This is a genomic window from Burkholderia sp. MSMB617WGS (assembly GCF_001532025.2).
GTDB lineage: Bacteria > Pseudomonadota > Gammaproteobacteria > Burkholderiales > Burkholderiaceae > Burkholderia > Burkholderia savannae.
Window position 1 is genome coordinate 3,268,199 of record NZ_CP013457.1, and the last position, 23,380, is coordinate 3,291,578.

A 23,380-nucleotide genomic window follows, 5' to 3' on the forward strand; every position below is an offset into this window, starting at 1 on the left:
TGTCAGCTCATCCAGTTGCCGCCGTCGACGTTCAGCGTCTGGGCGGTGATGTAGTCGGCGTCCGCCGAGGCGAGAAAGAGCGCCGCGCCGGCGAGATCATCGGGCACGCCCATCCGGCCGAGCGGCACCGCTTCGCCGACGAGCCGCTTCTTCTCGCCGAGCGGACGGTTCTCGTAGCGCGCGAAGAGCGCGTCGACCTGCTCCCACATCGGCGTGTCGACCACGCCGGGCGCGATCCCGTTCACGTTGATCCGGTGCTTGGCGAGCGCGAGCGCGGCCGACTGCGTGTAGCTCAGCACCGCGGCCTTCGTCGCGCAGTAGTGCGACACGAGCGCCTCGCCGCGGCGTCCCGCCTGCGACGACATGTTGATGATCTTGCCGCCGCGCCCCTGCTCGACCATGCGCTGCGCAACCGCCTGCATCAGGAAGAACATGCCCTTCACGTTGACCGCGAACAGGCGATCGAACACGTCCCACGAATCGTCGAGGAGCGGGCGCATGTCGAACAGCGCCGCGTTGTTGAAGAGAATGTCGACGCCGCCGAAGCGCTCGACGGCCGTGGCGATGATGCGCGCGATGTCGTCGCGGCGCGTGACGTCCGCCGGCACGGCGACCGCGCGGCCGGGATGCGCGTCGACGAGCCGCGCGAGGGAGCCGTCGGCCGGTTTCAGATCGACGAGCACGCAATGCGCGCCCTCTGCCAGATAGCGTCGCGCCACCGCTTCGCCGATACCGCTTGCCGCGCCCGTCAGGATCGCGACTTTCCGCTGCAGTCTCACTGGTGTCTCCGATTCGGATTCGTTATACGTCGCGCCGCCGGCCGCGAAACCGAGCGTTCGCTCATTAACCGATCATTTGCTCTGATTGCGAACGAATGATCGGCCACGAAGCCGGCACTGTCAAGGCGGAAAATCGGTCTTTCGATGATGCGCCGCCGCATCGCGGAGGCGGGCGGCCCAGACGGGACAAGGCTTGCAGGGGTTGCGGCGGGATGTGCGGCGCGGGGATGCAGCGCGCCCGGATACGTTATATCATCACGCATCTCCCGCCCGACCGGTTCGCACGATGGCCTCGACCCACTCCCTCGCCGCCCGCCTTTCCCGCGCCGACGCGTTCGCCGCCGAGCACGGGCTCGCGTGGACGCCGCTGCGCCGGCAGGTCTACGAGCACGTGCTCGCCGCCGGCCGGCCGATCGGCGCATACGATCTGCTCGCCGAGCTCGAGCCGCAGCGCGGCCGCGTGCCGCCGACGACCGTCTACCGCGCGCTCGAGTTTCTCGTCGAGCACGGCTTCATCCACCGGATCGAATCGAAGAACGCGTTCATCGCCTGCTGCGAGATCAGCAAGCCGCACGAAGGGCAGTTCCTGATCTGCGAGGAATGCGGCGAGACCGTCGAGATTCCGGGCGGCGATCTCGCCAAGCAGCTGTCGGCGAGCCCGCCCGCGCACGGCTTCGAGGTGCACCGGCAGGTCGTCGAGCTCACCGGCCTGTGCGGGCAGTGCAAGACGAAGCACGCGCCCCACGGCTGAGCCGTCCGCCGCGTCCTTGCGCCGCGCTTTCCGGCTGTTTTTCCGGCTTTTCATCTCGTCAACCGAATCGAGGATCGACCGCATGACCCTTGCCGCCACGTCGCGCGCGCCGCTGCGCGCGCTTGCCCCTTCATCGCGCCCGGCGCGCTCGCCGCTCACGCTTCGCTCGTCGCCGCTGCTGCGCGCGGCGCGCGCGCTCGCCGCCGGAGCCGCCGCGCTCGCGTTCGCGGGCGCCGCGTTCGCGCAGAACGCGGCCGTCAAGATCGTCGCCGCCGAGAATTTCTACGGCGACGTCGCGAAGCAGATCGGCGGCGCGCACGTCGCGGTGTCGAGCGTCCTCAGCAATCCGGATCAGGACCCGCATCTGTTCGAAGCGAGCCCGAAGGTCGCGCGCGAGCTGCAGCGCGCGGACCTCGTGATCTACAACGGCGCCGACTACGATCCGTGGATGGCGAAGCTCCTCGCCGCGTCGAAGAACGCGAAGCGCACGATCGTCGTCGTCGCCGAGCTCGTCGGCAGGAAGGCGGGCGACAACCCGCACCTGTGGTATGACCCGGCGACGATGCCCGCCGCCGCGCGCGCGCTCGCCGCGGCGCTCGGCTCGGCGGACCCCGCGCACAAGGCCGAGTACGACGCGAATCTGGCGAGGTTCGTCGCGTCGATGAAGCCGGTCGACGCGAAGGTCGCCGAGCTGCGCGCACGCTACAAGGGCGCGCCCGTGACCGCGACGGAGCCCGTGTTCGGCTACATGGCCGACGCGATCGGGCTCGACATGCGCAATCAGCGCTTCCAGCTCGCGACGATGAACAATACCGAGGCGAGCCCCGCCGACGTCGCCGCGTTCGAGAACGATCTGAAGAAGCGCCAGGTGCGCGTGCTGATCTACAACAGCCAGGCGGTCGAGCCGATGACGAAGCGGATGTTGAAGCTCGCGCAGGACGCGCGCGTGCCGAGCGTGAGCGTCACCGAGACGCAGCCCGCCGGCAAGACCTTCCAGCAATGGATGCTCGCCCAGCTCGACGCGCTCGCGGCGGCGCTCGGCCAGCGCCCGTAACGAACGTCTAGCAACGGCCACGACATGACCCACCCCAGGCATGCGCTCGAACTCGATCACGTGACGCTCGCGCTCGGCGGCCGCACGATCCTGCGCGACGCGAGCTTCGCCGTCGAGCCGGGCGAATTCGTCGGCGTGCTCGGGCCGAACGGCGCGGGCAAGACGACGCTGATGCGCGCGCTGCTCGGCCTCGTGCCCGCGCAATCCGGCTCGATTCGCGTCGCGGGCGAGCCCGTCGCGCGCGGCAATCCGGCGATCGGCTACATGCCGCAGGTTCGCAGCGCGCTCGCCGGACGCCGCGTGCGCGGCCGCGATTTCGTCGCGACGGCGGCGGACGGCCATCGCTGGGGGCTGCCCCACGCGAGCGCCGCGATCGCCGCCGACGTCGACCGCGTGCTCGAGCTCGTCGGCGCGACGGCGCTCGCGAAGCGGCCGCTGTCCGAGCTGTCGGGCGGCGAGCGCCAGCGCCTGCTGCTCGCGCAATGCCTGCTCGGCGCGCCGAAGCTCCTGCTGCTCGACGAGCCGCTCATCAGCCTCGATCCGAACCATCAGCGCGGCGTCGTCGAGCTCGTGCGGCGCGTGCAGCGCGAGCTCGGCATCACCGTGCTATTCTCCGCGCACGAGCTCAATCCGCTCTTGAACGCGCTCGACCGCGTGCTGTATCTCGGCAACGGCGTCGCGGCGCTCGGCACCGTCGACGAGGTGATCACGAAGCCCGTGCTGTCGCGCCTGTACGGCTCGCCGATCGACGTGATGCGCGTGAACGGCCGCATCTTCGTGATGTCGGGCGACGTCGAAGTCGAGAAGCACGATCACGGGCACGAGGACGAGCACGACCACGATCATGGCCACGGCCACGATCACGCGCACGGCCGCGGGCATGCGCGTTCACACGGCGGCAGGCGCACACACGATGTTTGAATACGAATTCATGATCAACGCGTTCGCGGCGGCGGGGATCGTCGCCGTGCTCGCGGGCGTCGTCGGCTATTTCCTCGTGCTGCGCGGGCAGACGTTCGCGGGCCACGCGCTGTCGCACGTCGGCTTCACCGGCGCGACGGGCGCGGCGCTCTTCGGCCTGTCGCCGATCTGGGGGATGATCGGCTTCACGCTCGCCGCGGGCATCAGCATGGGCGCGCTCGGCGAGCGGCTCGCGGGCCGCGACGTCGCGATCGGCGTGACCCTGTCCGTCGCGCTCGGGTGCGGCTTGCTGTTCCTGCATTTCTACACGAGCTATGCGACGCAGGTCACGGCGCTCCTGTTCGGCAACGTGCTCGGCGTGAGCCACGCGACGCTCGTCGTGCTCGCCGCGATCGGCGCCGTGAGCCTCGCCGCGCTCGCGGCGATCGCGCGCCCGCTCCTCTTCGCGTCGCTGCAGCCGGAGCTCGCGGAGGCGAAAGGCGTGTCGCTGCGGCTCGTGTCGATCCTGTTCCTGTCGATCTGCGCGCTCGCCGTCGCCGCGTGCACGCAGATCGTCGGCGTGCTGCTCGTGTTCACGCTGCTCGTCGGGCCGGCCGCCGCCGCGCAAAACCTCGCGGCGCGCCTGTCGACGGGCGTCTGGCTCGCGGCCGCGTTCGCGCTCGGCCAGGCATGGCTCGGCATCACGCTCGCGTACTACACCGACTGGCCGACGAGCTTCTGGATCACCGCGCTGTCGGCGGCCGTGTACGGCGCGAGCCTCGTCGGAAGACGGCGTCACGCGTGACGCGCGACGGCGCGCGATGACGCGCGCGGCAGCGCGCGCCGTGCCGTCACGCGTGGTGTCCTGCCGTGCCGTCACGCGCCGCGCCCGGCCGATGAAAAAAGCCCGCACCGCTCCTTCGAGCCGTGCGGGCTTTTCGTTGCCGCATCGCGGCGCGCGATCGGGCTGGGCTTATTGAGCTTATCGCGCGCTCATCGGTTCATCGCCCCAGCACGCGCGCGTGATGCGCGATGTGATCGGCGATGAACGTCGAGATGAAGTAATAGCCGTGGTCGTAGCCTTCGTGGCGGCGCAGCGTGAGCGGCTGTCCCGCCGCGCGGCACGCGGCTTCGAACACGTCCGGGTTCAGTTGCGTCGGCAGGAACTGGTCGGCGAGCCCCTGATCGATCAGGATGCCTTCGTCGAAGCGCTTCGCGCCCGCGCGCGCGACGAGTTCGCTCGCGTCGTACTGCTTCCACGCTGCGCGATCGGCGCCCAGATAGCCGGACAACGCCTTCTCGCCCCACGGGCAGCGCGACGGCGCGGCGATCGGCGCGAACGCCGACACCGACCGATACACGTGCGGATTGCGCAGCGCGAGCACGAGCGCACCGTGGCCGCCCATCGAGTGGCCGAAGATGCCGAGCCGCGCGCCGTCGATCGGCAGCCCGGCCGTCGCGATCTCGCGCAGCTCGTCGACGACGTACGAATCCATCCGCCAGTGCGCGGCCCACGGCGCCTCGGTCGCATTCACGTAGAAGCCCGCGCCGACGCCGAAGTCCCACGCGTCGGCCTCGCCCGGCACGCCCGCGCCGCGCGGGCTCGTATCGGGCGCAACGAGCGCGATCCCGTGCTGCGCGGCGAAACGCTGCGCGCCCGCCTTGATCGCGAACGTCTCTTCCGTGCACGTGAGCCCCGCGAGGTAGAACAGCGCCGGCACGCGGCCGTGCGCCGCCTGCGGCGGCAGGTACGCGGAGAACTTCATCGGCAGTCCGATCGTCTTCGATTCGTGCCGATAGAAGCGCTGCTCGCCGCCATGACATGCATGCGACGAAACGAGTTCAAGCATCGTTCTCTCCTGTCGACCCGGCGCTCGAGCGCCGGGTCCAATCCCGTTCAGAGCGGTTGGCGCCGCAGCGCGCATGTCAGCCGGATATCGGCCGGATATCGGCCGGACGTCGGCCGAAGCGAGCGACCGAGCGCCGGGTCCGGCCCCTGCAAAGCCGGGAGCGCGTCGGCGTCGGCCCCAGCCCAGCGCTTCGCGCGCCGCTCCCATCCGAAGCCGTCGCTCGGATGCCGAACGGACGCTGCGCTGACTTGTGCGCCGCGCCCGCTCCCATCCGAAGCCCGCGATCAATACAGCACCACCGAGCGGATCGATTCGCCCGTCTTCATCAGGTCGAAGCCGTCGTTGATCTTCTCGAGCGGCAGCGTGTGCGTGATCAGATCGTCGATGTTGAGCTTGCCTTCCATGTACCAGTCGACGATCTTCGGCACGTCGGTGCGGCCACGCGCGCCGCCGAACGCCGAGCCCTTCCATTCGCGGCCCGTCACGAGCTGGAACGGCCGCGTGCTGATCTCCTCGCCCGCCGCCGCGACGCCGATGATGAAAGACTGGCCCCAGCCCTTGTGCGTGCACTCGAGCGCCTGGCGCATCACCTTCACGTTGCCGATGCATTCGAACGAATAGTCGGCGCCGCCGTCCGTGAGCTGCACGATGTGATCGACCACGTTCTCGACCTCGTTCGGATTGACGAAGTGCGTCATCCCGAACTTCTTCGCGAGCTCGACGCGCTTCGGGTTGATGTCGACGCCGATGATCTTGTCCGCGCCCACCATCCTCGCGCCCTGGATCACATTGAGGCCGATCCCGCCGAGGCCGAACACCACGACGTTCGCGCCCGCCTCGACCTTCGCCGAGTACACCACCGCGCCCACGCCCGTCGTCACGCCGCAGCCGATGTAGCAGATCTTGTCGAACGGCGCGTCCTCGCGCACCTTCGCGACTGCGATCTCGGGAACGACGATGTAGTTCGAGAACGTCGACGTGCCCATGTAGTGGAAGATCGGCTTGCCGCCGATCGAGAAGCGCGACGTCGCGTCCGGCATCAGGCCGCGCCCTTGCGTCGCGCGGATCTTCTGGCACAGGTTCGTCTTGCGCGACAGGCAGAACTTGCACTCGCGGCATTCGGGCGTGTAGAGCGGAATCACGTGATCGCCCTTCTTCACTGTACCGACGCCCGGCCCGACGTCGACGACGACGCCCGCGCCCTCGTGCCCGAGGATCGCCGGGAAGATGCCTTCCGGGTCCGCGCCGGACAGCGTGTAGTAGTCGGTGTGGCAGATGCCCGTCGCCTTCACTTCGATCAGCACCTCGCCCGCGCGCGGACCGTCGAGATCGACTTCTTCGATCGTCAGCGGTTCGCCCGCCTTCCAGGCGATCGCGGCTTTCGTTTTCATGCGTGTTCTCCGGAGAAATAACTGGGTTGAGTGCCCCAAAGTGTATCCGCATGCGCGGCCGGCCCGGCGGCAGCGGGTGGGAAATTGGCAGGAATCGGCGGAAAGTTGTCAGGGCCCGGCGGCCGTCGCGGCGGCCGTTCCGCTCGCGCCGCCCTGCGTGCGGCCGAGCGCGCGCGTGTGCCGGCCGAATGCGCGACGCGCGGCAAAGCCGCCGGCGCATCCGCGAGCGCGAGCGCGCCCGCCGGCCGGACGCGCGGCCCGTGATTGCGCCCCAACTCGCGAATGCGCGGCCGGCCGTCAGCGGCGTGATCGGCACAACACGGCTGAACGGCGCAAAAACGGGCGAACGAAATGAACGCGGACGAGCGCCGCAGACGGCGAAGGCGCGCGAGCAGCCCGCGCATGCGCGCCGGCGATCAAGGGGCGATGCTCGCCGGACGAAGCGCGCATCGCGCCCAACGCCGGCCCCGGCCGCGCCCGCCGGCCGGACATGCTCGCGAGCGACGGCAATCGCGAGCGAGGCAACCGTGCGCCGCTACGCTACGCGGCGTGGCGTGGCGTGGCGTGGCGCGGCAAGCGATCGTCCCGACCGATGAAGTGGGTTAAGATCGGCGCGGTCTCGGCAAGTCGATGGTGAAGCAGCATGGCAGCGGAAATTCCCCTCCGACATCGCACGACGACCGTCGATGTCGTGATCTATCCGGGATTCAAGGCGATCGAGGCCGTCGGCGTCATCAACGTGTTCGATTACGCGAACGCGCGGCTCGCGGCCGCCGGGCTCCCGCCCGTCTACGATCTGCAGATCGCCGCGCCCGCGAAGGGCGCGGTCAAGTCCGACACCCTCATCGTGCTCGAAGCGACCAAGGCGATCGACACCCTCGCCGTGCCGGACACGGCGATCGTCGTCGGCGCGCGGGATATCGAGCGCGCGCTGCGCGACACGTCGATGCTCGTCGGATGGTGCCGCGACGTGGCGGGCAGGATCGGCCGGATGGTGGGGCTGTGCTCGGGCTGCTTCTTTCTCGCCGAGTCCGGGATGCTCGACGGCCGCCGCGCGACGACGCACTGGAGCGTCACCCACACGCTGCAGGCGCGCTATCCGGCCGTGAAGGTGGAACCCGACGCCATTTTCGTGCGGGAAGGCAACGTGTGGACGTCGGCGGGCGTGACGGCCGGCCTCGATCTCGCGCTCGCGATGGTCGAGGAGGATCTCGGCCGCGACATCGCGCTCGCCGTCGCGCGCGATCTCGTGATCTATCTGAAGCGGCCCGGCGGACAATCGCAGTTCAGCGTGTATCTGGCGAGCCAGATGACCGCGCATTCGTCGATCCGCGACGTTCAGGACTGGATTCTGAATTCGCTCGGCGAGCGTCTGAGCGTCGCGCAGCTCGCGAAGCGCGCCGCGATGAGCGAGCGCAACTTCATCCGCGTCTTCGTGCGGGAAACCGGCTATCGCCCGGCCGAATTCATCGAAATCGCACGGCTCGAAAAGGCGCGCCGCATGCTCGAGCAGGAGGAACTGCCGCTCAAGACGGTCGCCGTGCGCAGCGGGTTCCATTCCGACGATCAACTGCGGCGCGTGTTCGTGCGCCGCCTCGGCGTGACGCCCGGCGCTTACCGCGAACGTTTCTCGGGCACCGGCGTGCGCGACGCAGCCGCGAGCGAAGGCGCGGACTTCACGGACTGAAGCGCGGGCCGCGGCGAGCGCGGCGACGGTTCCCGGAATCCCGGACGGACCGCTCCCGGCTGCGCGCCCCGCGCCGCCGCCGTCCGGTCTTGCCGGCGGCGCGGCGGCGATGCAATTCGCGCGGCGCATACGTCGATTCGACGACGACGCGCGTGTCGCGCCGACCGGCATCGCCGTCGCCGCCCCGCCAACGCAACCGCAACCGCAACGCACCGGCAACGCTTGCGCGCCCGTGCCGAACCACTGATCTCCGAGCATGCTGCCGGCAAAAACGCCTGCGCCGCCGCGGTGCCCCGGCCTTCCCCGCGGCACCGCAGCACCGCGTCGACGCGGCGAACGCGGCGAACGCGGCGAACGCATCGCGTTCACGACAACGATCGCATCGCACGGGCCGAATCGGCATCGCCGCCCGCCGCAGCGGCGGCCATATTCAAATGCCCGTGTCGAACCACGCTTCGGTCCGCCGATACAGATCGACGAAGCGCGCATGGCGTGCGGCGAGCGCGGCATCGTGCCCGGGCTTGGCGACGCATGTCGCGCCCGGCCCGAGCGCGACGAGCTCCGTCGCGCGCCAGTGTTCCGCGGCGACGCCGCCGAGCAGCGCCGCACCGCGCGCGGCGGCGTCCGCGCCGTCGACTGCGTGCAGTTCGACGTCGAGCGCGTCGGCCAGCAGTTGCCGCCAGCGCGGATCGACCGAGCCGCCGCCCGCAAGCCGCAGCGCGCGCACGGGCGAGCCGTCCGCGCGGATCGCATCGAGCCCCGCGCGCAGCGCGAACGCGACGCCCTCGAACGCCGCGCGCATCAAAGCGCCGCGCGAATCGCCGAGCGACAGGCCGAGCCAGCCGCCGCGCGCGGCGGGATTCATCCACGGCGAGCGTTCGCCCGTCAGGTACGGCAGGAAGCTGATCTGCGCGGCCGCGTGAGCGCCGAACGCATCGTCGTACGCGGCGCGCCAATCCGGATAGACGAGCCAGCCGCGCGCCGATTCGAGCGCGATCCCGACGTTCTGCATCGCGGCCATCGTGTAATAGCGCGCGCCGCCCGCCGCACGATAACGGTGCAGGCCCGCGCGCGGCGCGGCGCCCTGCGCGGTCAGCACGACAATCTGGCCGCCCGTGCCGGTCGTCAGCAGCGCGTCGCCGTCGCGCGCGAGGCCGCTGCCGAGCGCCGCGCACGGCGTATCGCCCGCGCCCGTCGCGAGCGCGACGTCTGCCGGCAGCCCGAGCGCGCGCGCCGCGTCGGCCGACAACGCGCCGCACCGCGCATCCGATGCACGCGGCGCGGCGAACAGCGCGCGCGGCAGGCCGAGCGATGCGATCAGCGCATCGTCCCAGTCTCCGTCCGGGCCGGCGAGCGCGGTCGCGCACGCGTCGGACGGATCGCTCGCGACGTCGCCGCCCAGCGCGACGCGCAGCCAGTCCTTCGGCTGCAGCGCCCAGCGCGCGGCGCGCAGCACATCCGGCTCGTGCGCGGCGAGCCACGCGAGAAGCGGCCCCGCCATGCCCGGCGACACGGGATTCGGCGACGCGGGCCAGCGCGCGACGAGCGCGGTCGCGCGCGCGTCCGGCCACAGCATCGCGGGCCGCAGCGCGCGGCCGCACGCGTCGGCCAGCACGACGCCGTGCATCTGCCCCGACAAGCCGATCGCCCGCACCTGCGCGCGCTCGTGCTCGGGCAGCCGCCTGGCCGCGTCGACGAGCGCGCGCCACCACGCGGCGACGTCGATCTCCGCCCAGCCGGGCTGCGGCGTCGCGACCGCATACGCGGCGCCCGACGACGCGCGCACGCGGCCGTCGCCGTCGACGATCGCGAGCTTGAGAGAACCGGTCCCCAGATCGATGCCGAGAAATCGCATAACGGAACATGGATTCGAATGAGCCGACGCCGATGATAACCGCCCTGCCCGGCCGCGCCCGCACGATCGGCATCCGCGGCCCGGATGCGCGTTCAACCCGGCTGGAAGCGGCTCGTCGCGGGTTAACCCAGTGCGGCTTTCGCGCATCGCGCGCGGCCACTATGCCGGCCAGCCGATACAGACCATAAACCAGACGATATTTGGCGACGTCGACCGATCAATATTGAACGGCGATAAAACCGGGACACCCACTCCAGCCGCAGGCCCCCGTGATGAACGCACCGCTGTCCGACGCACGGCGCGCATATCGACGCAGCAAAGCACGGAATAGAAACCAGCGCTCTTGTTGCGATTCGTCAATGCGCATAACGTTGAACCATCTTCAAAACAAGATCATGGAGTGAGACAGATGCAATCGAACACGGTCCATCCGTGCGATGAGCTGCTGCCTTCCGGCAAGCTGCTGACGCTCGGGCTACAGCACGTTCTCGTCATGTACGCGGGCGCCGTCGCGGTGCCGCTCATCGTCGGCGGCGCGCTCAAGCTGCCGAAAGACCAGATCGCATTCCTGATCAGCGCGGACCTGTTCGCGTGCGGGATCGCGACGCTGATCCAGACGCTCGGCGTGTGGATCTTCGGCATCCGCCTGCCCGTCATCATGGGCTGCACGTTCGCGGCCGTCGGCCCGATGATCGCGATCGGCACGAACCCCGGCCTCGGCATCCTCGACATCTTCGGCTCGACGATCGCCGCGGGCGCGATCGGCATCGTGCTCGCGCCGATGATCGGCAAGCTGTTGCGATTCTTCCCGCCCGTCGTCGTCGGCACCGTGATTTCGGTGATCGGGCTGTCGCTGATGGAAGTCGGGATCAACTGGGCGGCGGGCGGCGTCGGCAATCCGAACTACGGCGACCCCGTCTACCTCGGCCTGTCGCTCCTCGTGCTCGCGCTGATTCTCCTCATCAACAAGTTCGGCCGGGGCTTCGTCGCGAACATCTCGGTGCTGCTCGGCATGGTCGCCGGCTTCGCGATCGCGTTCGCCGCGGGCCGCGTGAACACCGACGGCGTCGCGGCGGCGCCGTGGGTCGGCTTCGTCGCGCCGTTCCATTTCGGACTCCCGCATTTCGATCCGTTGGCGATCGCGACGATGGTGATCGTGATGTTCGTCACGTTCATCGAATCGACCGGGATGTTCCTCGCGGTCGGCGACATGGTCGAGCGGCCCGTCGATCAGGACACGCTCGTGCGCGGCCTGCGCGTCGACGGGCTCGGCACGCTGATCGGCGGCATCTTCAATTCGTTTCCGCACACGTCGTTCTCGCAGAACGTCGGGCTGATCGGCGTGACCGGCGTGAAGAGCCGCTTCGTCTGCGCGACGGGCGGCATGATCCTCGTGCTGCTCGGCCTCTTTCCGAAGATGGCGCAGCTCGTCGCGTCGGTGCCGCCCTTCGTGCTCGGCGGCGCGGGCATCGTGATGTTCGGGATGGTGGCCGCGAACGGCGTGAAGGTGCTGTCGAAAGTCGATTTCGTGCGCAACCATCACAATCTGTTCATCGTCGCGGTGAGCATCGGCCTCGGCCTCGTGCCCGTCGTGTCGCCGAACTTCTTCTCGAAGCTGCCCGCCGCGCTCGCGCCGATCCTTCACAGCGGAATCCTGCTCGCGTCGGTGTCGGCCGTCGTGCTCAATCTCGTGTTCAACGGGATGAAGGGCGAACAGGACGCGCGCTGCGACATCCGCCGCGCAGGCCGCGACTTCGACGGAAGGCCCGCCGATCTGCATTGAATCGACGGCGCGCGGCGCGCCGCCGTGCCGCCGTGCAGGCAATCGAACACGAACGCCGCGCGTTGAATCGCCTCGCAGAAGTCGGGCCTCGATCCGATCATCGCGTGGCGATTGCACGGCGTACGGCGCCGCGCGCCGCAAATCGAACGACTACCCCGCTTCGTGAAGCGCGCGGCGAAAAGCCCGCGAGCAATCCGGCCTTCATGACGCGGCTCGTTTCGCGGCGTTTCTCGTTTTCGCCGCGTGCGGCAGTCGAAGCGCCGACCGAACATACGGGCGTGCCGCTTGCGCGCGCAGCGGCCGCGCCGACGTTGCATCGACGACGCGGCGCGACGGCGGCGGGAATCGGATCGCGACCGCCAAACAAAAACCCCGCGTTCCGAAGAACGCGGGGTTTTTTCATTCACGCGGCGACGCATCCGTCGCCGCTCACGCACCGCGCGACGGGCGAACCAACCGCGTTCGCTCGCCGAGCGGCGCGGGCGACCGCGTAGCCGGCCGTCGTCGCGCCGGCGGACGCGGCGGGCACGGCCGACGCCGCCGCAGGCGCCGCCGCACGTCCGTAGTCGACGGGCGCATCCGCTGGGCGCGGCGTGTCGCCCGCGCGCTCGATCCAGCCGCCGCCCAGCGCGCGGTACAGATCGACGAGGTTCGTCCAGCGCGCGAGCCGCGCGCTGATCAACTGCTGCTGCGCCGTGTACAGATCGGTCTGCGCGGTCAACACCGACAGATAGCTGTCGACGCCGTTCTTGTAGCGCAGGTCCGACAGATCGTAGCGGCGCTGCTGCGCGTGCTCGTTGCGCTCGAGCGCCGCGATCTGCTGATCGTACGTGCCGCGCGCGGCGAGCCCGTCCGACACCTCGCGGAACGCGCTCTGGATCGCCTTCTCGTAGTTCGCGATCTCGATGCGCTTCTGCACGTGCGCGAGATCGAGGTTCGCGATGTTCTGCCCGCCCTCGAAGATCGGCAACGCGATGCTCGGCGCGAACGACCACGCCGCCGTGCCGGCCTTGAACAGGCCGCCGAGCGTCGGGCTCGCGGTGCCGAACGCCGCCGTCAGCGAGATCTTCGGGAAGAACGCCGCGCGCGCCGCGCCGATGTTCGCGTTCGCCGCGCGCAACGCCTCCTCGGCCTGCATGATGTCGGGGCGCCGCGTCAGCAGATCGGACGGCAGCCCGGCCGGCACGTCGGTCAGCAGGTTCTGCGCGTTGAGCGGCAGGCCGGCCGGCAGATCGTCGGGCAGCGGCTCGCCGATCAGCAGCACGAGCGCGTTGACCGCCTGCGCACGCGCGCGCGCCTGCGCCTGCTGGTTCGCGAGCGCCGTCTCGACGACCGTCTGCGCCTGCCGCAGATCGAGCTCCGAGCCGGTGCCGTTGTCGAACTGCAGCTTCGTGAGGTCGTACGACGCGCGCGCCGTCTTCAGCGTGTTCTCCGTGACCTGCAGCAGGTCGTCGGTCGACAGGAGCGAGAGGTACTGATCGGCGACGCTCGCGACGAGCGAGATCTCCGCGGCCTTGCGCGCCTGCGCGGTCGCGAAGTATTGCGCGAGCGCCTGGTCCTTCAGGCTTTGCACGCGGCCGAACAGGTCGAGCTCCCACGACGCGGACACGCCGACGTTGTAGGCGCGCGAGATGAGCGGCTGGCGCGTCGTCGACACGCCGGCGGGATAGCGCTGGATCGAGCCCGTGCCGGTGCCGTCGAGCGTCGGGAACAGGCCGGCGCGCGTGATCTGATACTGCGCGCGCGAGGCCTCGACGTTCAGCACCGATACGCGCAGATCGCGGTTGTTCCTCAGCGCGATCTCGATGAGCCGCTGCAGGCGCGGATCGACGAAGAACTCGCGCCAGCCGATGTCGACGGCCGACTGGCCGTTCGCGCTGCGCGCGCCGGACGCGGCGCCCGGCTGCGCGGCGTAGACGCCGTCGGTCGGGAACGCGCCCGACACGGGCGCGGCCGGACGCTCGTAGCGCGGCGCGAGCGTGCAGCCCGTCGCGAGCAGGGCGACTGCGAGCGCAGTCAAAGCATGTTTTCGCTTCATCACTTAATCCTTCTTGCCAGCGTCGTCGCCGTGCTCCGGCTTTTCGTCACGGTGCATGTGCTCGTGCGCGAGGCGCAGCGCTTCGTCGGCGTCTTCCTTCTCGCCGCTGAACACCGCCCGCACCTTCACGAAGAACATCGGGATCATGAAGATCGCGAGGAACGTCGCCGTGATCATCCCGCCGATCACGCCCGTGCCGATCGCGTGCTGGCTCGCCGAGCCGGCGCCGTTGCTGATCGCGAGCGGCAGCACGCCGAGAATGAACGCGAGCGACGTCATCAGAATCGGACGCAGCCGCAGCCGCGACGCCTCCAGCGCCGCCTCGATCGGCCCCATCTTCTCCGTCTGCTGCAGCTCGCGCGCGAACTCGACGATCAGAATCGCGTTCTTCGCGGACAGGCCGACGGTCGTCAAGAGCCCCACCTGGAAGAACACGTCGTTCTCGAGCCCGCGCATCGTCGCGGCGAGCAGCGCCCCGATCACGCCGAGCGGCACCACCATGATCACCGAGAACGGAATCGACCAGCTTTCATACAGCGCGGCGAGACACAGGAACACGACGAGGATCGAGATCGCATACAGGATCGGCGCCTGCGAGCCCGACTGGATTTCCTGGAACGACAGCCCCGTCCACGAATAGCCGATACCCGTCGGCAGCTTCTTCGCGAGCGTTTCCATCGCCGCCATCGCCTGGCCGGTCGATTTGCCCGGCGCGGCCTGGCCCTGGATTTCCATCGCCGAGATGCCGTTGTAGCGCTCGAGCTTCGGCGAGCCGTACGTCCAGTGGCCGGTCGCGAACGCGCTGAACGGCACCATCCCGCCCGATCCGTTGCGCACGTACCAGATGTTCAGGTCTTCCGGCGACATCCGGAACGGCGCGTCGGCCTGCACGTACACCTTCTTGATCCGGCCGTCGGTATCGAGGAAGTTGTTCACGTAGCTCGATGCCCAGGCGATCGAGAACGTCTGGTCGATCGCCGACGCCGTGACGCCGAGCGCGTTCGCCTTCTCGCGGTCGATGTTCACCTTGTACTGCGGCGTGTCGTTCAGGCCGTTCGGGCGCACGCCTTGCAGCGTCGGGTCCTTCGCGGCCATTCCGAGCAGCTGATTGCGCGCGGCCATCAGCGCGTCGTGGCCGAGACCCGCGCTGTCGGTCAGCTCGAAGTCGAAGCCGGCCGCCGTGCCGAGTTCGGGAATCGACGGCGGGTTGAACGGAATCACGAGCGCGTCCTTGTAGCCCGCATAGCGCCCGAACATCCGGCCGATCAGCGCCTGCACCTTCTGGTTCGCGCTCTGCCGCTGCGAGTAGTCCTTCAGCTTGACGAACACGAGGCCCGAGTTCTGGCCGCGGCCCGCGAAGCTGAAGCCGTTCACCGTGAACGCGGATTCGACGATGTCCTTTTCCTGCGTGAGCAGGTAATCGGAAATGTTCGCGAGCGTGCGCGCGGTCGTCTCCTGCGTCGAGCCCGACGGCGTCTGGACGATCACGAACATGAGCCCCTGATCCTCGTCGGGCAGGAACGATTTCGGCAGACGCACGAACAGCAGGCCGACCGCGACGATCACCGCCAGATAGATGATGAGCCAGCGGCCCGAGCGCTTGATCACGTGGTGGACGCCGACGTGATACTTGTCGCGGCTCGCGTTGAAGGTTCGGTTGAACCAGCCGAAGAAGCCCTTCTTCTCCTCGTGGTGCCCCTGCGGGATCGGCTTGAGGATCGTCGCGCACAGCGCCGGCGTCAGGATCAACGCGACGAGCACGGACAGCACCATCGCCGACACGATCGTCAGCGAGAACTGGCGATAGATCGCGCCGACCGACCCGCCGGAGAACGCGACCGGCACGAACACCGCGGACAGCACGAGCGCGACGCCGACGAGCGCGCCCGTGATCTGGCCCATCGCCTTGCGCGTCGCTTCCTTGGGCGACAAGCCCTCTTCCGCCATCACCCGCTCGACGTTCTCGACGACGACGATCGCATCGTCGACGAGCAGGCCGATCGCGAGCACGAGGCCGAACATCGACAGCACGTTGATCGAGAAGCCGACCATCGACATGATCGCGAACGTGCCGAGCAGCACGACGGGCACGGCGATCGTCGGGATGATCGTCGCCCGCAGGTTCTGCAGGAACAGATACATCACGAGGAACACGAGGACGATACCCTCGAGCAGCGTCTTCACCACTTCCTCGATCGACAGGCGCACGAACGGCGTGGTGTCGTACGGATACTTGACGACGAGGCCATGCGGGAAGTACGACGACATCTCGTCGATCTTCGCGCGCACCGCCTTCGCCGTCGCGAGCGCGTTCGCGTTCGTCGCGAGCTGGATGCCGAGCGCCGCGGTCGGCTGGCCGTTGTACTTCGTGTCGAAGTTGTACGTTTCGCCGCCGAGGCCGATCTGCGCGACGTCCTTCAGGCGCACCTGCGAGCCGTCCTGGTTCACCTTCAGCAGGATGTTGCCGAACTGCTCGGGCGTCTGCAAAAGCGTCTGCTCGGTGATCGTCGCCTGCAGCACGGTGCCCGGCACGGCCGGCGTGCCGCCGAGCTGGCCGCCCGCGATCTGCACGTTCTGCGCGGAGATCGCGCTCGTCACGTCGACCGGCGTGAGCCCGTAGTTCGTGAGCTTCGTCGGATCGAGCCAGATCCGCATCGCGTACTGCGAGCCGAACAGCGTGACGGTGCCGACGCCGTTGATCCGGCTGATCGGGTCCTTCACGTGCGACGCAACGTAGTTCGCCAGGTCGTACTTGTTCATGCTGCCGTCTTCGGAGTTGAAGGCGAGCACGAGCAGGAAGCTGCTGCTCGACTTCGTCACCGACAGGCCGAGCTGCTGAACCACCTGCGGCAGGATCGGCGTCGCGAGCGACAGCTTGTTCTGCACCTGGACCTGCGCGATGTCCGGGTTCGTACCCGGCGCGAACGTGATCGTGATCGTCGCGTTGCCCGAGTCGTCACTCGTCGACGACATGTACAGGAAGTTGTCGAGACCGCTCATCTGCTGCTCGATCACCTGCGTGACCGTGTCTTCGACAGTCTTCGCCGAAGCGCCCGGATAGTTCGCGGTGATCTGGATCGACGGAGGCGCGATCGTCGGATACTGGGCGATCGGCAGCGTGAAGATCGCCGCGACCCCGGCCAGCATCAGGATGATGGCGATCACCCACGCGAAGATCGGGCGATCGATAAAAAACTTTGCCATGAAACAGGCCCCCTGTTATTGCGCGCTCGACGCGGCGGCCGCGCTCGACGGCGCGGCACCCGATGCGGCCGCGCTCGCCGCCGCGGCCTGGGCGGGCGAGGCGCCCGCTTGCGCTGCGCCCGACGCGGCCTGCAACTGCGCGTCGGCGGTCTTCACGGACATGCCCGGACGCACCTTGTCGATGCCCTGCACGATCACGCGGTCGCCCGCCTGCAGGCCGCCCTCGACCACCCAGTTCTGGCCCTGCGTGCCGCTCGTCGTGAGCACGCGCGACGCGACCTTGCCCTTCTCGTCGACGATCATCGCGATCGCCTGGCCCTTCGGATCGTGCGTGACGCCGATCTGCGGAACGAGGAACGCGTTGTCGTTGACCCCCTCTTCGATGCGCGCGCGCACGAACATGCCCGGCAGCAGCACGCGCTGCTTGTTCGGGAAGATCGCGCGGATCGTGACCGAGCCCGTCGTCTGGTCGACCGTGACGTCGCTGAACTGCAGCTTGCCCTGCTCCGAGTACGGCTTGCCGTCCTCGAGGATCAGCGTGACCTTCGCCGCGCCCGGGCCTTCCGTCTTGATGCGCCCGCTCTGGATGTCCTGGCGCAGCTTCAGGCCGTCGAGGCTCGACTGCGTGAGATCCACGTACACCGGATCGAGCTGCTGGACGGTCGACATCAGCGTCGCCTGGCTCGCCTGCACGTAGGCGCCCGGCGTGACCTGCGAGATCCCGACGCGGCCCGTGATCGGCGAGACCACGTCCGTGTAGCCGAGGTTGATCTGCGCGGTGTCGACCGCCGCCTTGCCCGATCCGACGTCGGCGGCCGCCTGCCCTTGCGCGGCGACCGCATCGTCGTACTGCTGCTTGCTCACCGCGTTCGCGGCGACGAGCACCTTGTAGCGCGCGACGAGCGCGTTCTGCGTCGCGAGGTTCGCCTGCGCCTTCGCGAGCGTCGCCTTCGCGCTGTTCAGCTGCGCGACGTACGGCGCGGGATCGATCTTGTAAAGGCGCTGGCCGGCCTTGACGTCGCCGCCCTCGGTGAACTCACGCCGCAGCACGATGCCGTCGACCCGCGCGCGCACTTGCGCGACGAGATACGCGCTCGTGCGGCCCGGCAGCTCCGAGACCACCGGCACGGATTGCGGCTGCACGGTGACGACGCCGACCTCCGGCGTTTGAGGAGGCGGAGCCGATTCTTTTTTTCCGCACGCGGCCAGGAAGACGGCGGCTGTCGCGACAGTGATTAAGCGGTATGGAACCCGTTCGACGCGCATGGAGCGACCTCGTTTGTAACTGGATGAAATAAGTGCCGGCCCTCGGGGACGCAACACGAACGCGCCTTGCGGCGCGGATCGGACAACTGAATTGCTTGACTGCGAATACAACAGCGGCACGTGACTGCCGTGCCGGGATGCCGCCGCGCGGAGCAACCGCGGTACGCGCGGAACAACAATGAGGAGGGAAATCAGCAGAGACGGATATTAACTGATTGCCTCGAAAGCCATTCGGCCGTAAGCTGGCATTGTATATACATTCACGAATGTATGTAAAAGTCCTTCATGCGCCGCACAATTTCTTACAAATTACCAAGGTTTACAACTGCCGGACGGGGACGACCGGCATGCGGCGCCTGCGATGCAACCCTTATTATTAACGCAATGACCTCGACTTTGCACATGACGAGCTTCTGAATGGCCAGACGCACGAAGGAGGAGGCGCTCGCGACGCGCGACCGCATCCTCGACGCCGCCGAACACGTCTTCTTCGAAAAAGGCGTGTCGCACACGTCGCTCGCCGACATCGCCCAGCACGCGGGCGTCACGCGCGGCGCGATCTATTGGCACTTCGCGAGCAAGAGCGAGCTGTTCGACGCGATGTTCGACCGCGTGCTGCTGCCGATCGACGAGCTGAAGGCGGACACGGGCGCGCCGCACGCCGACCCGCTCGGCCGGATTCGCGAGATCCTGATCTGGTGCCTGCTTGGCGTCGCGCGCGATCCGCAGCTGCGGCGCGTGTTCAGCATCCTGTTCATGAAGTGCGAGTACGTCGCGGACATGGGGCCGCTCCTGCAGCGCAACCGCGAAGGAATGCGCGACGCGCTGCGCAACATCGAAGCGGATCTCGCGCAGGGCGTCGCGAACGGCCAGTTGCCGGCCGATCTCGACACGTGGCGGGCGACGCTGATGCTGCACACGCTCGTGAGCGGCTTCGTGCGCGACATGCTGATGCTGCCGGGCGAGATCGATGCGGAGCGGCACGCGGAAAAGCTCGTCGACGGCTGCTTCGACATGCTGCGCACGAGCCCCGCGATGCGCAAGGACGGCTGAGCGGGCGGCGCGGCGCGGCGTGACGAAGCGGCCGTGCGCCGGGCGTTCGCCGCGCTGGGCCGGAAAGGGAATCGGGCGAGAAATCGAGATGCGCGAAATGCGCGAGATGCTCGAAATGCGCGGCGCCGGACGAGCAGCGCGAAACGCCGTGTGCGCCCGATTGGGCGTCGCGGCGAAGCGCCGGCACGGCGCAGCGGCCGAAGCGGGGCCGAGGCGGGGCCGAAGCGTCAGAAACGGCGAGGCTCAGCCGCCGTTGAACCAGCGCGCCACATACAGCAGCAGCGCGACGAAGAAGATCATCGCGGCCCACGCCCACAGCGGCACCGGGTTCGATTCGCGATGGTGGAGCGCGCTCGCCGCGCGCCCCGTCAGCGCGCCGCCCAGATGCTGCGCATGCGCGCGGCGCGCGATGCCCGTGAACCCGGCTGGCCGCAGGAACACGTGCTGCCGCCGCGGCGCGCCGTCGCGCGCGCGGTTCGGCGCGAGCCCGTGCTTCGCCTGCACGACCTCGCAGAACTCGGTGAAGAAATCGTCGGCAAGCTCGTGCAGCGCATTCTGGATCTGGCGGCCCGGCAGCTCGGAGAGCGGGCCCGACGCCGTCGCCCACACCGCGTATTCGATCCGCGTCGCGGGCTCGCCGCGGATCGCGTCCGGCGCATCGTCGGCGGGCGCGAGCACGACGTCGATCTGGCCGCGCAGCGCGCCGATGCCGTCCGCACGCGCCCGGAAGTTCAGCGTGCGTCTCGTGTGCTCCGGCTCGTCGTGGCGCTCGCTGACGACGTGTGCACGCACGTCGTAGCGCGCGCGCAGCGGGCCGAGCGGCACGGTCAGCGCGAGCGCGTACTCGCCGCGCGCCAGCCGCGAAAACGACTCGCAATGATCGAGGCTCGCGCGCACGAGCGCGAGATCCTGCAGCGCGTCCCAGACGACGGACGGTGCGAGCGGAATGCACAACGCATCGTTCAGTTCCATGATCGCCTCCCCCGATGAGCCGCCGCGTCAGGACGTCACGTCGATGCGGTCGACGCACGCGGCATCGAACGCGACATAGTGCCGGATCGCATCCGCGATCTCCGGCGGCTCCTCGTAACTCCATGCGGCGTTCTCTATCACGCCGTCTTCGGTATGCAGATGGAAATAGGTTGCCGGCCCCTTGCGCTCGCAGCGCGTCACGCGATCGGACGGCGCGAGCCGCGACATGTTGACGTCGCCGCGCGGCAGATACTGGACGTCGGGCAGGCCCGATTCCCTCAGCGTGTAGGCGGCAAGCGAATCGGCATAGGTGATCCCCCGATGGATCACGCGAACGCGATGGCGGTTCGGCTCGATTTCGATGCGATGGCCTGCGGCGTCGGACATCGGTTTCCCCTACGGCCGCTGCGCGCACGCGCCGGCCGAAAATTAGCATGGCCGCGGCGAAACGCCGCTTGTAATCGCATTATCGGCCAAACCGCCGCAAATTGCGCGACGTCATCGTCGCAGCGAGGTCACTGCGCCTTCCACGAGAATGCCGCCTTCACGCCGCCCTTCGCCGGCACCGTGACCGCATGGGTCTGCTCGTTGCCGTTGTAGCTCGCGTGCACGGTGTAGCGCCCCGGCGTCAGCCTGACGAGCATGTAGGGACCGCGCGCGTCGGTCTTCAGCACTTCGGCGCCCTTCGCGTCGACCACGGACACGTGGACGTCGGCGAGATACTCGCCGCCCGCGCCCGTGAAGCGCAGCGCGAGCGGCCAGTTGCTCTCGTTGCGCTGGAACGCGGTGGATTCGTCTTGCCCCACCCCGCCCGACACGAAGCCGACATCGCCCTGATGCTGCACGTCCGGCAAGCCGGGCTGCGCGCGCGCGACGCCCGCGACGCCGAAAGCCAGCGCCGCCGCGATCAGGTAGTGGGAAATGGTTTGCTGTCGCATGATTCGCTCCTTGAATCTGTCAGCCGGACGCCGGAGGCCCCGCAGGGACCACCGGCGGCGGCGACGAACAAAGACGGGCGGCGGGCGGCGGCCGCGTGGCCGTCGCGCCGGCCCGCCATGCCGGCCGGGACATCGGCCCGGCTCAGCCCAGATCGACCGGCACGAAAATCTGGGCGTCGTCGCGCTGGATCAGCAACGCAAGACTGTTGCCCGCGCGCTTGACCGCATCGCGCAATTGTTCCGCGCTCGTGACCGGCCGGCCGTTCACCGCGAGAATCACGTCGCCCGGCTGGATGCCCGCGCTCGCGGCAGGGCCCGCCGACTGCTGGACGACGAGGCCGTGCGTGAGCGACGAGCCGTTGCGCTCGCGCGGCGAAAGCGGCCGCACCGCGACGCCCAGGCGTCCCTGCTCGACGGGCTCGTCGACGCCCGCCTTCGCCTGGTCTTCGGTCAGCGACGCGAGCGTCACCGACACCGTCTTCTTCGACTTGTCGCGCCAGATCTGCAGATCGGCCTTCGTGCCGGGCTTCATGCTCGCGATCTGCGCGGGCAGCATCGTCGAGTCCTGCACCGGCACGCCGTCGACCGACAGGATCACGTCGCCCGGCTGCAGCCCCGCCTTCGCGGCCGGCCCCTTCGGATCGACCGAGCTGACGAGCGCGCCGTCGGGCTTCGTGAGGCCGAACGAGCTCGCGAGCGTCTGGTTGAGCCCCTGGACGGCGACGCCGAGCCGGCCGCGGCTCACGTGGCCCGTCTTCACGAGCTCGTCCTTCACCTTCATCGCCTCGTTGATCGGGATCGCGAACGACAGGCCCTGGAAGCCGCCCGTCTGCGAGTAGATCATCGAGTTGATGCCGATCACCTCGCCGTTCAGGTTGAAGAGCGGGCCGCCCGAGTTGCCGGGGTTCACCGGCACGTCGGTCTGGATGAACGGCGTGTAGTTCTCGTCGGGCAGCGCGCGCGACTTCGCGCTGATGATGCCCGACGTGACCGTGTTGTCGAACCCGTACGGCGAGCCGATCGCGACGACCCACTGGCCGACCTTGCTCTGCGCCGGATCGCCGATCTTCACGGTCGGCAAGCTCGACGCGTCGATCTTCAGCACCGCGACGTCGGACTGCTTGTCGGCGCCGACGACCTTCGCCTTGTACTCGCGCTTGTCGGTGAGCTTCACGGTGACGACGTTCGCACCGTCGATCACGTGCGCGTTGGTCAGGATATACCCATCCGGGCTAATGATGAACCCCGAGCCGAGGCTCGTGCTCGGCTGGTCGTCCGGCTGCGGCTGACCGCCGGGGCCCATCCCCGGAATCCGCCCGTAGAAATGTCGGAAGAATTGGTAGAACGGATCGTCCGGGTCGACCGGCAGTTGCGGCGCCGCGCGCCGCTGCGCGGTGCGCTGCACGACGTGCTTCGCGCTGATGTTCACGACGGCAGGCCCGTAGGTCTCGACCAGCCCGGAAAAGTCGGGAATGCCGGTTTTCGCGGCCGCTTCGGCCGGCATCAGCGCGGCGACGGCCGGCGTGATGATCTGCGGCTCCGAGTGACGGGTGCCCGCCACGTACCCCGCCGCCAACGCCGCGGCGACGGCCGCGGCAACTGCGCCACGCGCAAGGATTCGGGTAGTCATCGATCGTTCTCCTCGTCTAATGGTTCGAAGCGTAGCGACCCTGTCTTAAAGCAGGCTTAATCGGTTTCGGGAACCCTTAAACGGACGAAAATTGTCGAGCAAGCTTGGGGCCCGGGCCGCGCCGGGCGCGGCGTATTGGCCGGACGACGGGCGCGGTCGGGGGCAAAACCGATGTGCGGTGGCGCGGCGCAACGAAACATGGTTCGCGATTGGCGATTGGCGGTTCGCG

General features: G+C 68.8%; 18 protein-coding genes and 1 pseudogene. 7 read left to right on the forward strand and 12 right to left on the reverse strand.

Going from position 1 to position 23,380, the window contains the following annotated elements:
- Window positions 1–2: 2 nt before the first annotated feature.
- Window positions 3–779: an L-iditol 2-dehydrogenase gene (locus WT60_RS16135; RefSeq protein ID WP_060356360.1), complete on the reverse strand. Its 777-nt coding sequence runs from the start codon at window positions 777–779 to the stop codon at window positions 3–5.
- Window positions 780–1,065: 286 nt separating this feature from the next.
- On the opposite strand from WT60_RS16135, the gene WT60_RS16140 reads away from it, so the two are divergent.
- The 4 genes from WT60_RS16140 to WT60_RS16155 all read left to right on the forward strand — a co-directional run bounded on the left by WT60_RS16140 (window position 1,066) and on the right by WT60_RS16155 (window position 4,289).
- Window positions 1,066–1,530 carry a Fur family transcriptional regulator gene (locus tag WT60_RS16140; protein WP_038750855.1) on the forward strand — a complete coding sequence of 155 codons (465 nt, stop codon included), beginning with the start codon at window positions 1,066–1,068 and terminating at the stop codon, window positions 1,528–1,530.
- An 82-nt stretch (window positions 1,531–1,612) separates the two neighbouring features.
- Entirely contained in the window at window positions 1,613–2,584 is a 972-nt protein-coding gene (locus tag WT60_RS16145) for a zinc ABC transporter substrate-binding protein (protein ID WP_059581341.1), read from the forward strand.
- Window positions 2,585–2,608: 24 nt separating this feature from the next.
- Entirely contained in the window at window positions 2,609–3,505 is an 897-nt protein-coding gene (locus WT60_RS16150) for an ABC transporter ATP-binding protein (protein WP_038750858.1), read from the forward strand.
- On the forward strand, window positions 3,498–4,289 hold the full coding sequence (locus WT60_RS16155) for a metal ABC transporter permease (RefSeq protein ID WP_038750884.1): 792 nt from the start codon (window positions 3,498–3,500) through the stop codon (window positions 4,287–4,289). Before WT60_RS16150 ends, WT60_RS16155 begins: the two co-directional genes overlap by 8 nt.
- 196 nt (window positions 4,290–4,485) lie before the next feature.
- Here WT60_RS16155 and fghA read toward each other — a convergent pair whose 3' ends face one another.
- Together fghA and WT60_RS16165 are read right to left on the reverse strand one after the other, a co-directional pair.
- Window positions 4,486–5,334: an S-formylglutathione hydrolase gene (fghA, locus tag WT60_RS16160; RefSeq protein WP_059581337.1), complete on the reverse strand. Its 849-nt coding sequence runs from the start codon at window positions 5,332–5,334 to the stop codon at window positions 4,486–4,488.
- A 284-nt stretch (window positions 5,335–5,618) separates the two neighbouring features.
- Window positions 5,619–6,725: an S-(hydroxymethyl)glutathione dehydrogenase/class III alcohol dehydrogenase gene (locus WT60_RS16165; protein WP_038750861.1), complete on the reverse strand. Its 1,107-nt coding sequence runs from the start codon at window positions 6,723–6,725 to the stop codon at window positions 5,619–5,621.
- Window positions 6,726–7,368: 643 nt separating this feature from the next.
- Between WT60_RS16165 and WT60_RS16170 the strand changes: the two genes are divergently transcribed.
- On the forward strand, window positions 7,369–8,412 hold the full coding sequence (locus WT60_RS16170) for a GlxA family transcriptional regulator (protein WP_060356359.1): 1,044 nt from the start codon (window positions 7,369–7,371) through the stop codon (window positions 8,410–8,412).
- A 430-nt stretch (window positions 8,413–8,842) separates the two neighbouring features.
- On the opposite strand, the gene WT60_RS16175 is transcribed toward WT60_RS16170, so the two are convergent.
- Complete coding sequence (locus tag WT60_RS16175) at window positions 8,843–10,267, reverse strand: FGGY family carbohydrate kinase (protein ID WP_060356358.1); 1,425 nt, start codon at window positions 10,265–10,267, stop codon at window positions 8,843–8,845.
- A gap of 409 nt (window positions 10,268–10,676) precedes the next feature.
- On the opposite strand from WT60_RS16175, the gene WT60_RS16180 reads away from it, so the two are divergent.
- The gene (locus WT60_RS16180; protein ID WP_059643480.1) at window positions 10,677–12,050 is read left to right on the forward strand and encodes a nucleobase:cation symporter-2 family protein; all 1,374 of its coding nucleotides are present in this window, start codon (window positions 10,677–10,679) and stop codon (window positions 12,048–12,050) included.
- A 97-nt stretch (window positions 12,051–12,147) separates the two neighbouring features.
- Here WT60_RS16180 and WT60_RS33745 read toward each other — a convergent pair whose 3' ends face one another.
- The 4 genes and pseudogenes from WT60_RS33745 to bpeA form a co-directional block, all read right to left on the reverse strand.
- Complete coding sequence (locus tag WT60_RS33745) at window positions 12,148–12,453, reverse strand: hypothetical protein (protein ID WP_145986808.1); 306 nt, start codon at window positions 12,451–12,453, stop codon at window positions 12,148–12,150.
- A 90-nt stretch (window positions 12,454–12,543) separates the two neighbouring features.
- A pseudogene (locus WT60_RS16190) lies at window positions 12,544–14,088 on the reverse strand (efflux transporter outer membrane subunit); the annotation flags it as partial.
- A gap of 3 nt (window positions 14,089–14,091) precedes the next feature.
- The gene (gene bpeB, locus WT60_RS16195) at window positions 14,092–17,292 is read right to left on the reverse strand and encodes an efflux RND transporter permease BpeB (protein ID WP_038751627.1); all 3,201 of its coding nucleotides are present in this window, start codon (window positions 17,290–17,292) and stop codon (window positions 14,092–14,094) included.
- 15 nt (window positions 17,293–17,307) lie between these two features.
- Window positions 17,308–18,558 carry an efflux RND transporter periplasmic adaptor BpeA gene (gene bpeA, locus WT60_RS16200; RefSeq protein WP_059575164.1) on the reverse strand — a complete coding sequence of 417 codons (1,251 nt, stop codon included), beginning with the start codon at window positions 18,556–18,558 and terminating at the stop codon, window positions 17,308–17,310.
- A 417-nt stretch (window positions 18,559–18,975) separates the two neighbouring features.
- Between bpeA and bpeR the strand changes: the two genes are divergently transcribed.
- Complete coding sequence (gene bpeR, locus WT60_RS16210; protein WP_038751633.1) at window positions 18,976–19,611, forward strand: TetR family transcriptional regulator BpeR; 636 nt, start codon at window positions 18,976–18,978, stop codon at window positions 19,609–19,611.
- A gap of 243 nt (window positions 19,612–19,854) precedes the next feature.
- On the opposite strand, the gene WT60_RS16215 is transcribed toward bpeR, so the two are convergent.
- From WT60_RS16215 to WT60_RS16230, 4 genes are all read right to left on the reverse strand, one after another.
- A complete protein-coding gene (locus WT60_RS16215; protein ID WP_060356848.1) occupies window positions 19,855–20,583 on the reverse strand; it encodes an SRPBCC domain-containing protein in 729 nt (242 codons plus the stop codon).
- 27 nt (window positions 20,584–20,610) lie between these two features.
- Window positions 20,611–20,970 (reverse strand): DUF427 domain-containing protein, encoded by a 360-nt coding sequence (locus tag WT60_RS16220; protein ID WP_038751638.1) that lies wholly within the window; start codon window positions 20,968–20,970, stop codon window positions 20,611–20,613.
- Between the two features lie 128 nt (window positions 20,971–21,098).
- The gene (locus WT60_RS16225) at window positions 21,099–21,521 is read right to left on the reverse strand and encodes a carboxypeptidase-like regulatory domain-containing protein (RefSeq protein ID WP_038751641.1); all 423 of its coding nucleotides are present in this window, start codon (window positions 21,519–21,521) and stop codon (window positions 21,099–21,101) included.
- 142 nt (window positions 21,522–21,663) lie between these two features.
- Window positions 21,664–23,151: a DegQ family serine endoprotease gene (locus tag WT60_RS16230; RefSeq protein ID WP_059647211.1), complete on the reverse strand. Its 1,488-nt coding sequence runs from the start codon at window positions 23,149–23,151 to the stop codon at window positions 21,664–21,666.
- Window positions 23,152–23,380: the final 229 nt, after the last annotated feature.

Coding starts and splice junctions, on each gene's coding strand:
- bpeR (WP_038751633.1), top strand. CDS start 18,976: ATGGCCAGACGCACGAAGGAGGAGGCGCTCGCGACGCGCGACCGCATC.
- WT60_RS16170 (WP_060356359.1), top strand. CDS start 7,369: ATGGCAGCGGAAATTCCCCTCCGACATCGCACGACGACCGTCGATGTC.
- WT60_RS16145 (WP_059581341.1), top strand. CDS start 1,613: ATGACCCTTGCCGCCACGTCGCGCGCGCCGCTGCGCGCGCTTGCCCCT.
- bpeA (WP_059575164.1), bottom strand. CDS start 18,558: ATGCGCGTCGAACGGGTTCCATACCGCTTAATCACTGTCGCGACAGCC.
- fghA (WP_059581337.1), bottom strand. CDS start 5,334: ATGCTTGAACTCGTTTCGTCGCATGCATGTCATGGCGGCGAGCAGCGC.
- WT60_RS16150 (WP_038750858.1), top strand. CDS start 2,609: ATGACCCACCCCAGGCATGCGCTCGAACTCGATCACGTGACGCTCGCG.
- WT60_RS16220 (WP_038751638.1), bottom strand. CDS start 20,970: ATGTCCGACGCCGCAGGCCATCGCATCGAAATCGAGCCGAACCGCCAT.
- WT60_RS33745 (WP_145986808.1), bottom strand. CDS start 12,453: ATGAAAAAACCCCGCGTTCTTCGGAACGCGGGGTTTTTGTTTGGCGGT.
- WT60_RS16165 (WP_038750861.1), bottom strand. CDS start 6,725: ATGAAAACGAAAGCCGCGATCGCCTGGAAGGCGGGCGAACCGCTGACG.
- WT60_RS16175 (WP_060356358.1), bottom strand. CDS start 10,267: ATGCGATTTCTCGGCATCGATCTGGGGACCGGTTCTCTCAAGCTCGCG.
- WT60_RS16215 (WP_060356848.1), bottom strand. CDS start 20,583: ATGGAACTGAACGATGCGTTGTGCATTCCGCTCGCACCGTCCGTCGTC.
- bpeB (WP_038751627.1), bottom strand. CDS start 17,292: ATGGCAAAGTTTTTTATCGATCGCCCGATCTTCGCGTGGGTGATCGCC.
- WT60_RS16140 (WP_038750855.1), top strand. CDS start 1,066: ATGGCCTCGACCCACTCCCTCGCCGCCCGCCTTTCCCGCGCCGACGCG.
- WT60_RS16230 (WP_059647211.1), bottom strand. CDS start 23,151: ATGACTACCCGAATCCTTGCGCGTGGCGCAGTTGCCGCGGCCGTCGCC.
- WT60_RS16225 (WP_038751641.1), bottom strand. CDS start 21,521: ATGCGACAGCAAACCATTTCCCACTACCTGATCGCGGCGGCGCTGGCT.
- WT60_RS16155 (WP_038750884.1), top strand. CDS start 3,498: ATGTTTGAATACGAATTCATGATCAACGCGTTCGCGGCGGCGGGGATC.
- WT60_RS16180 (WP_059643480.1), top strand. CDS start 10,677: ATGCAATCGAACACGGTCCATCCGTGCGATGAGCTGCTGCCTTCCGGC.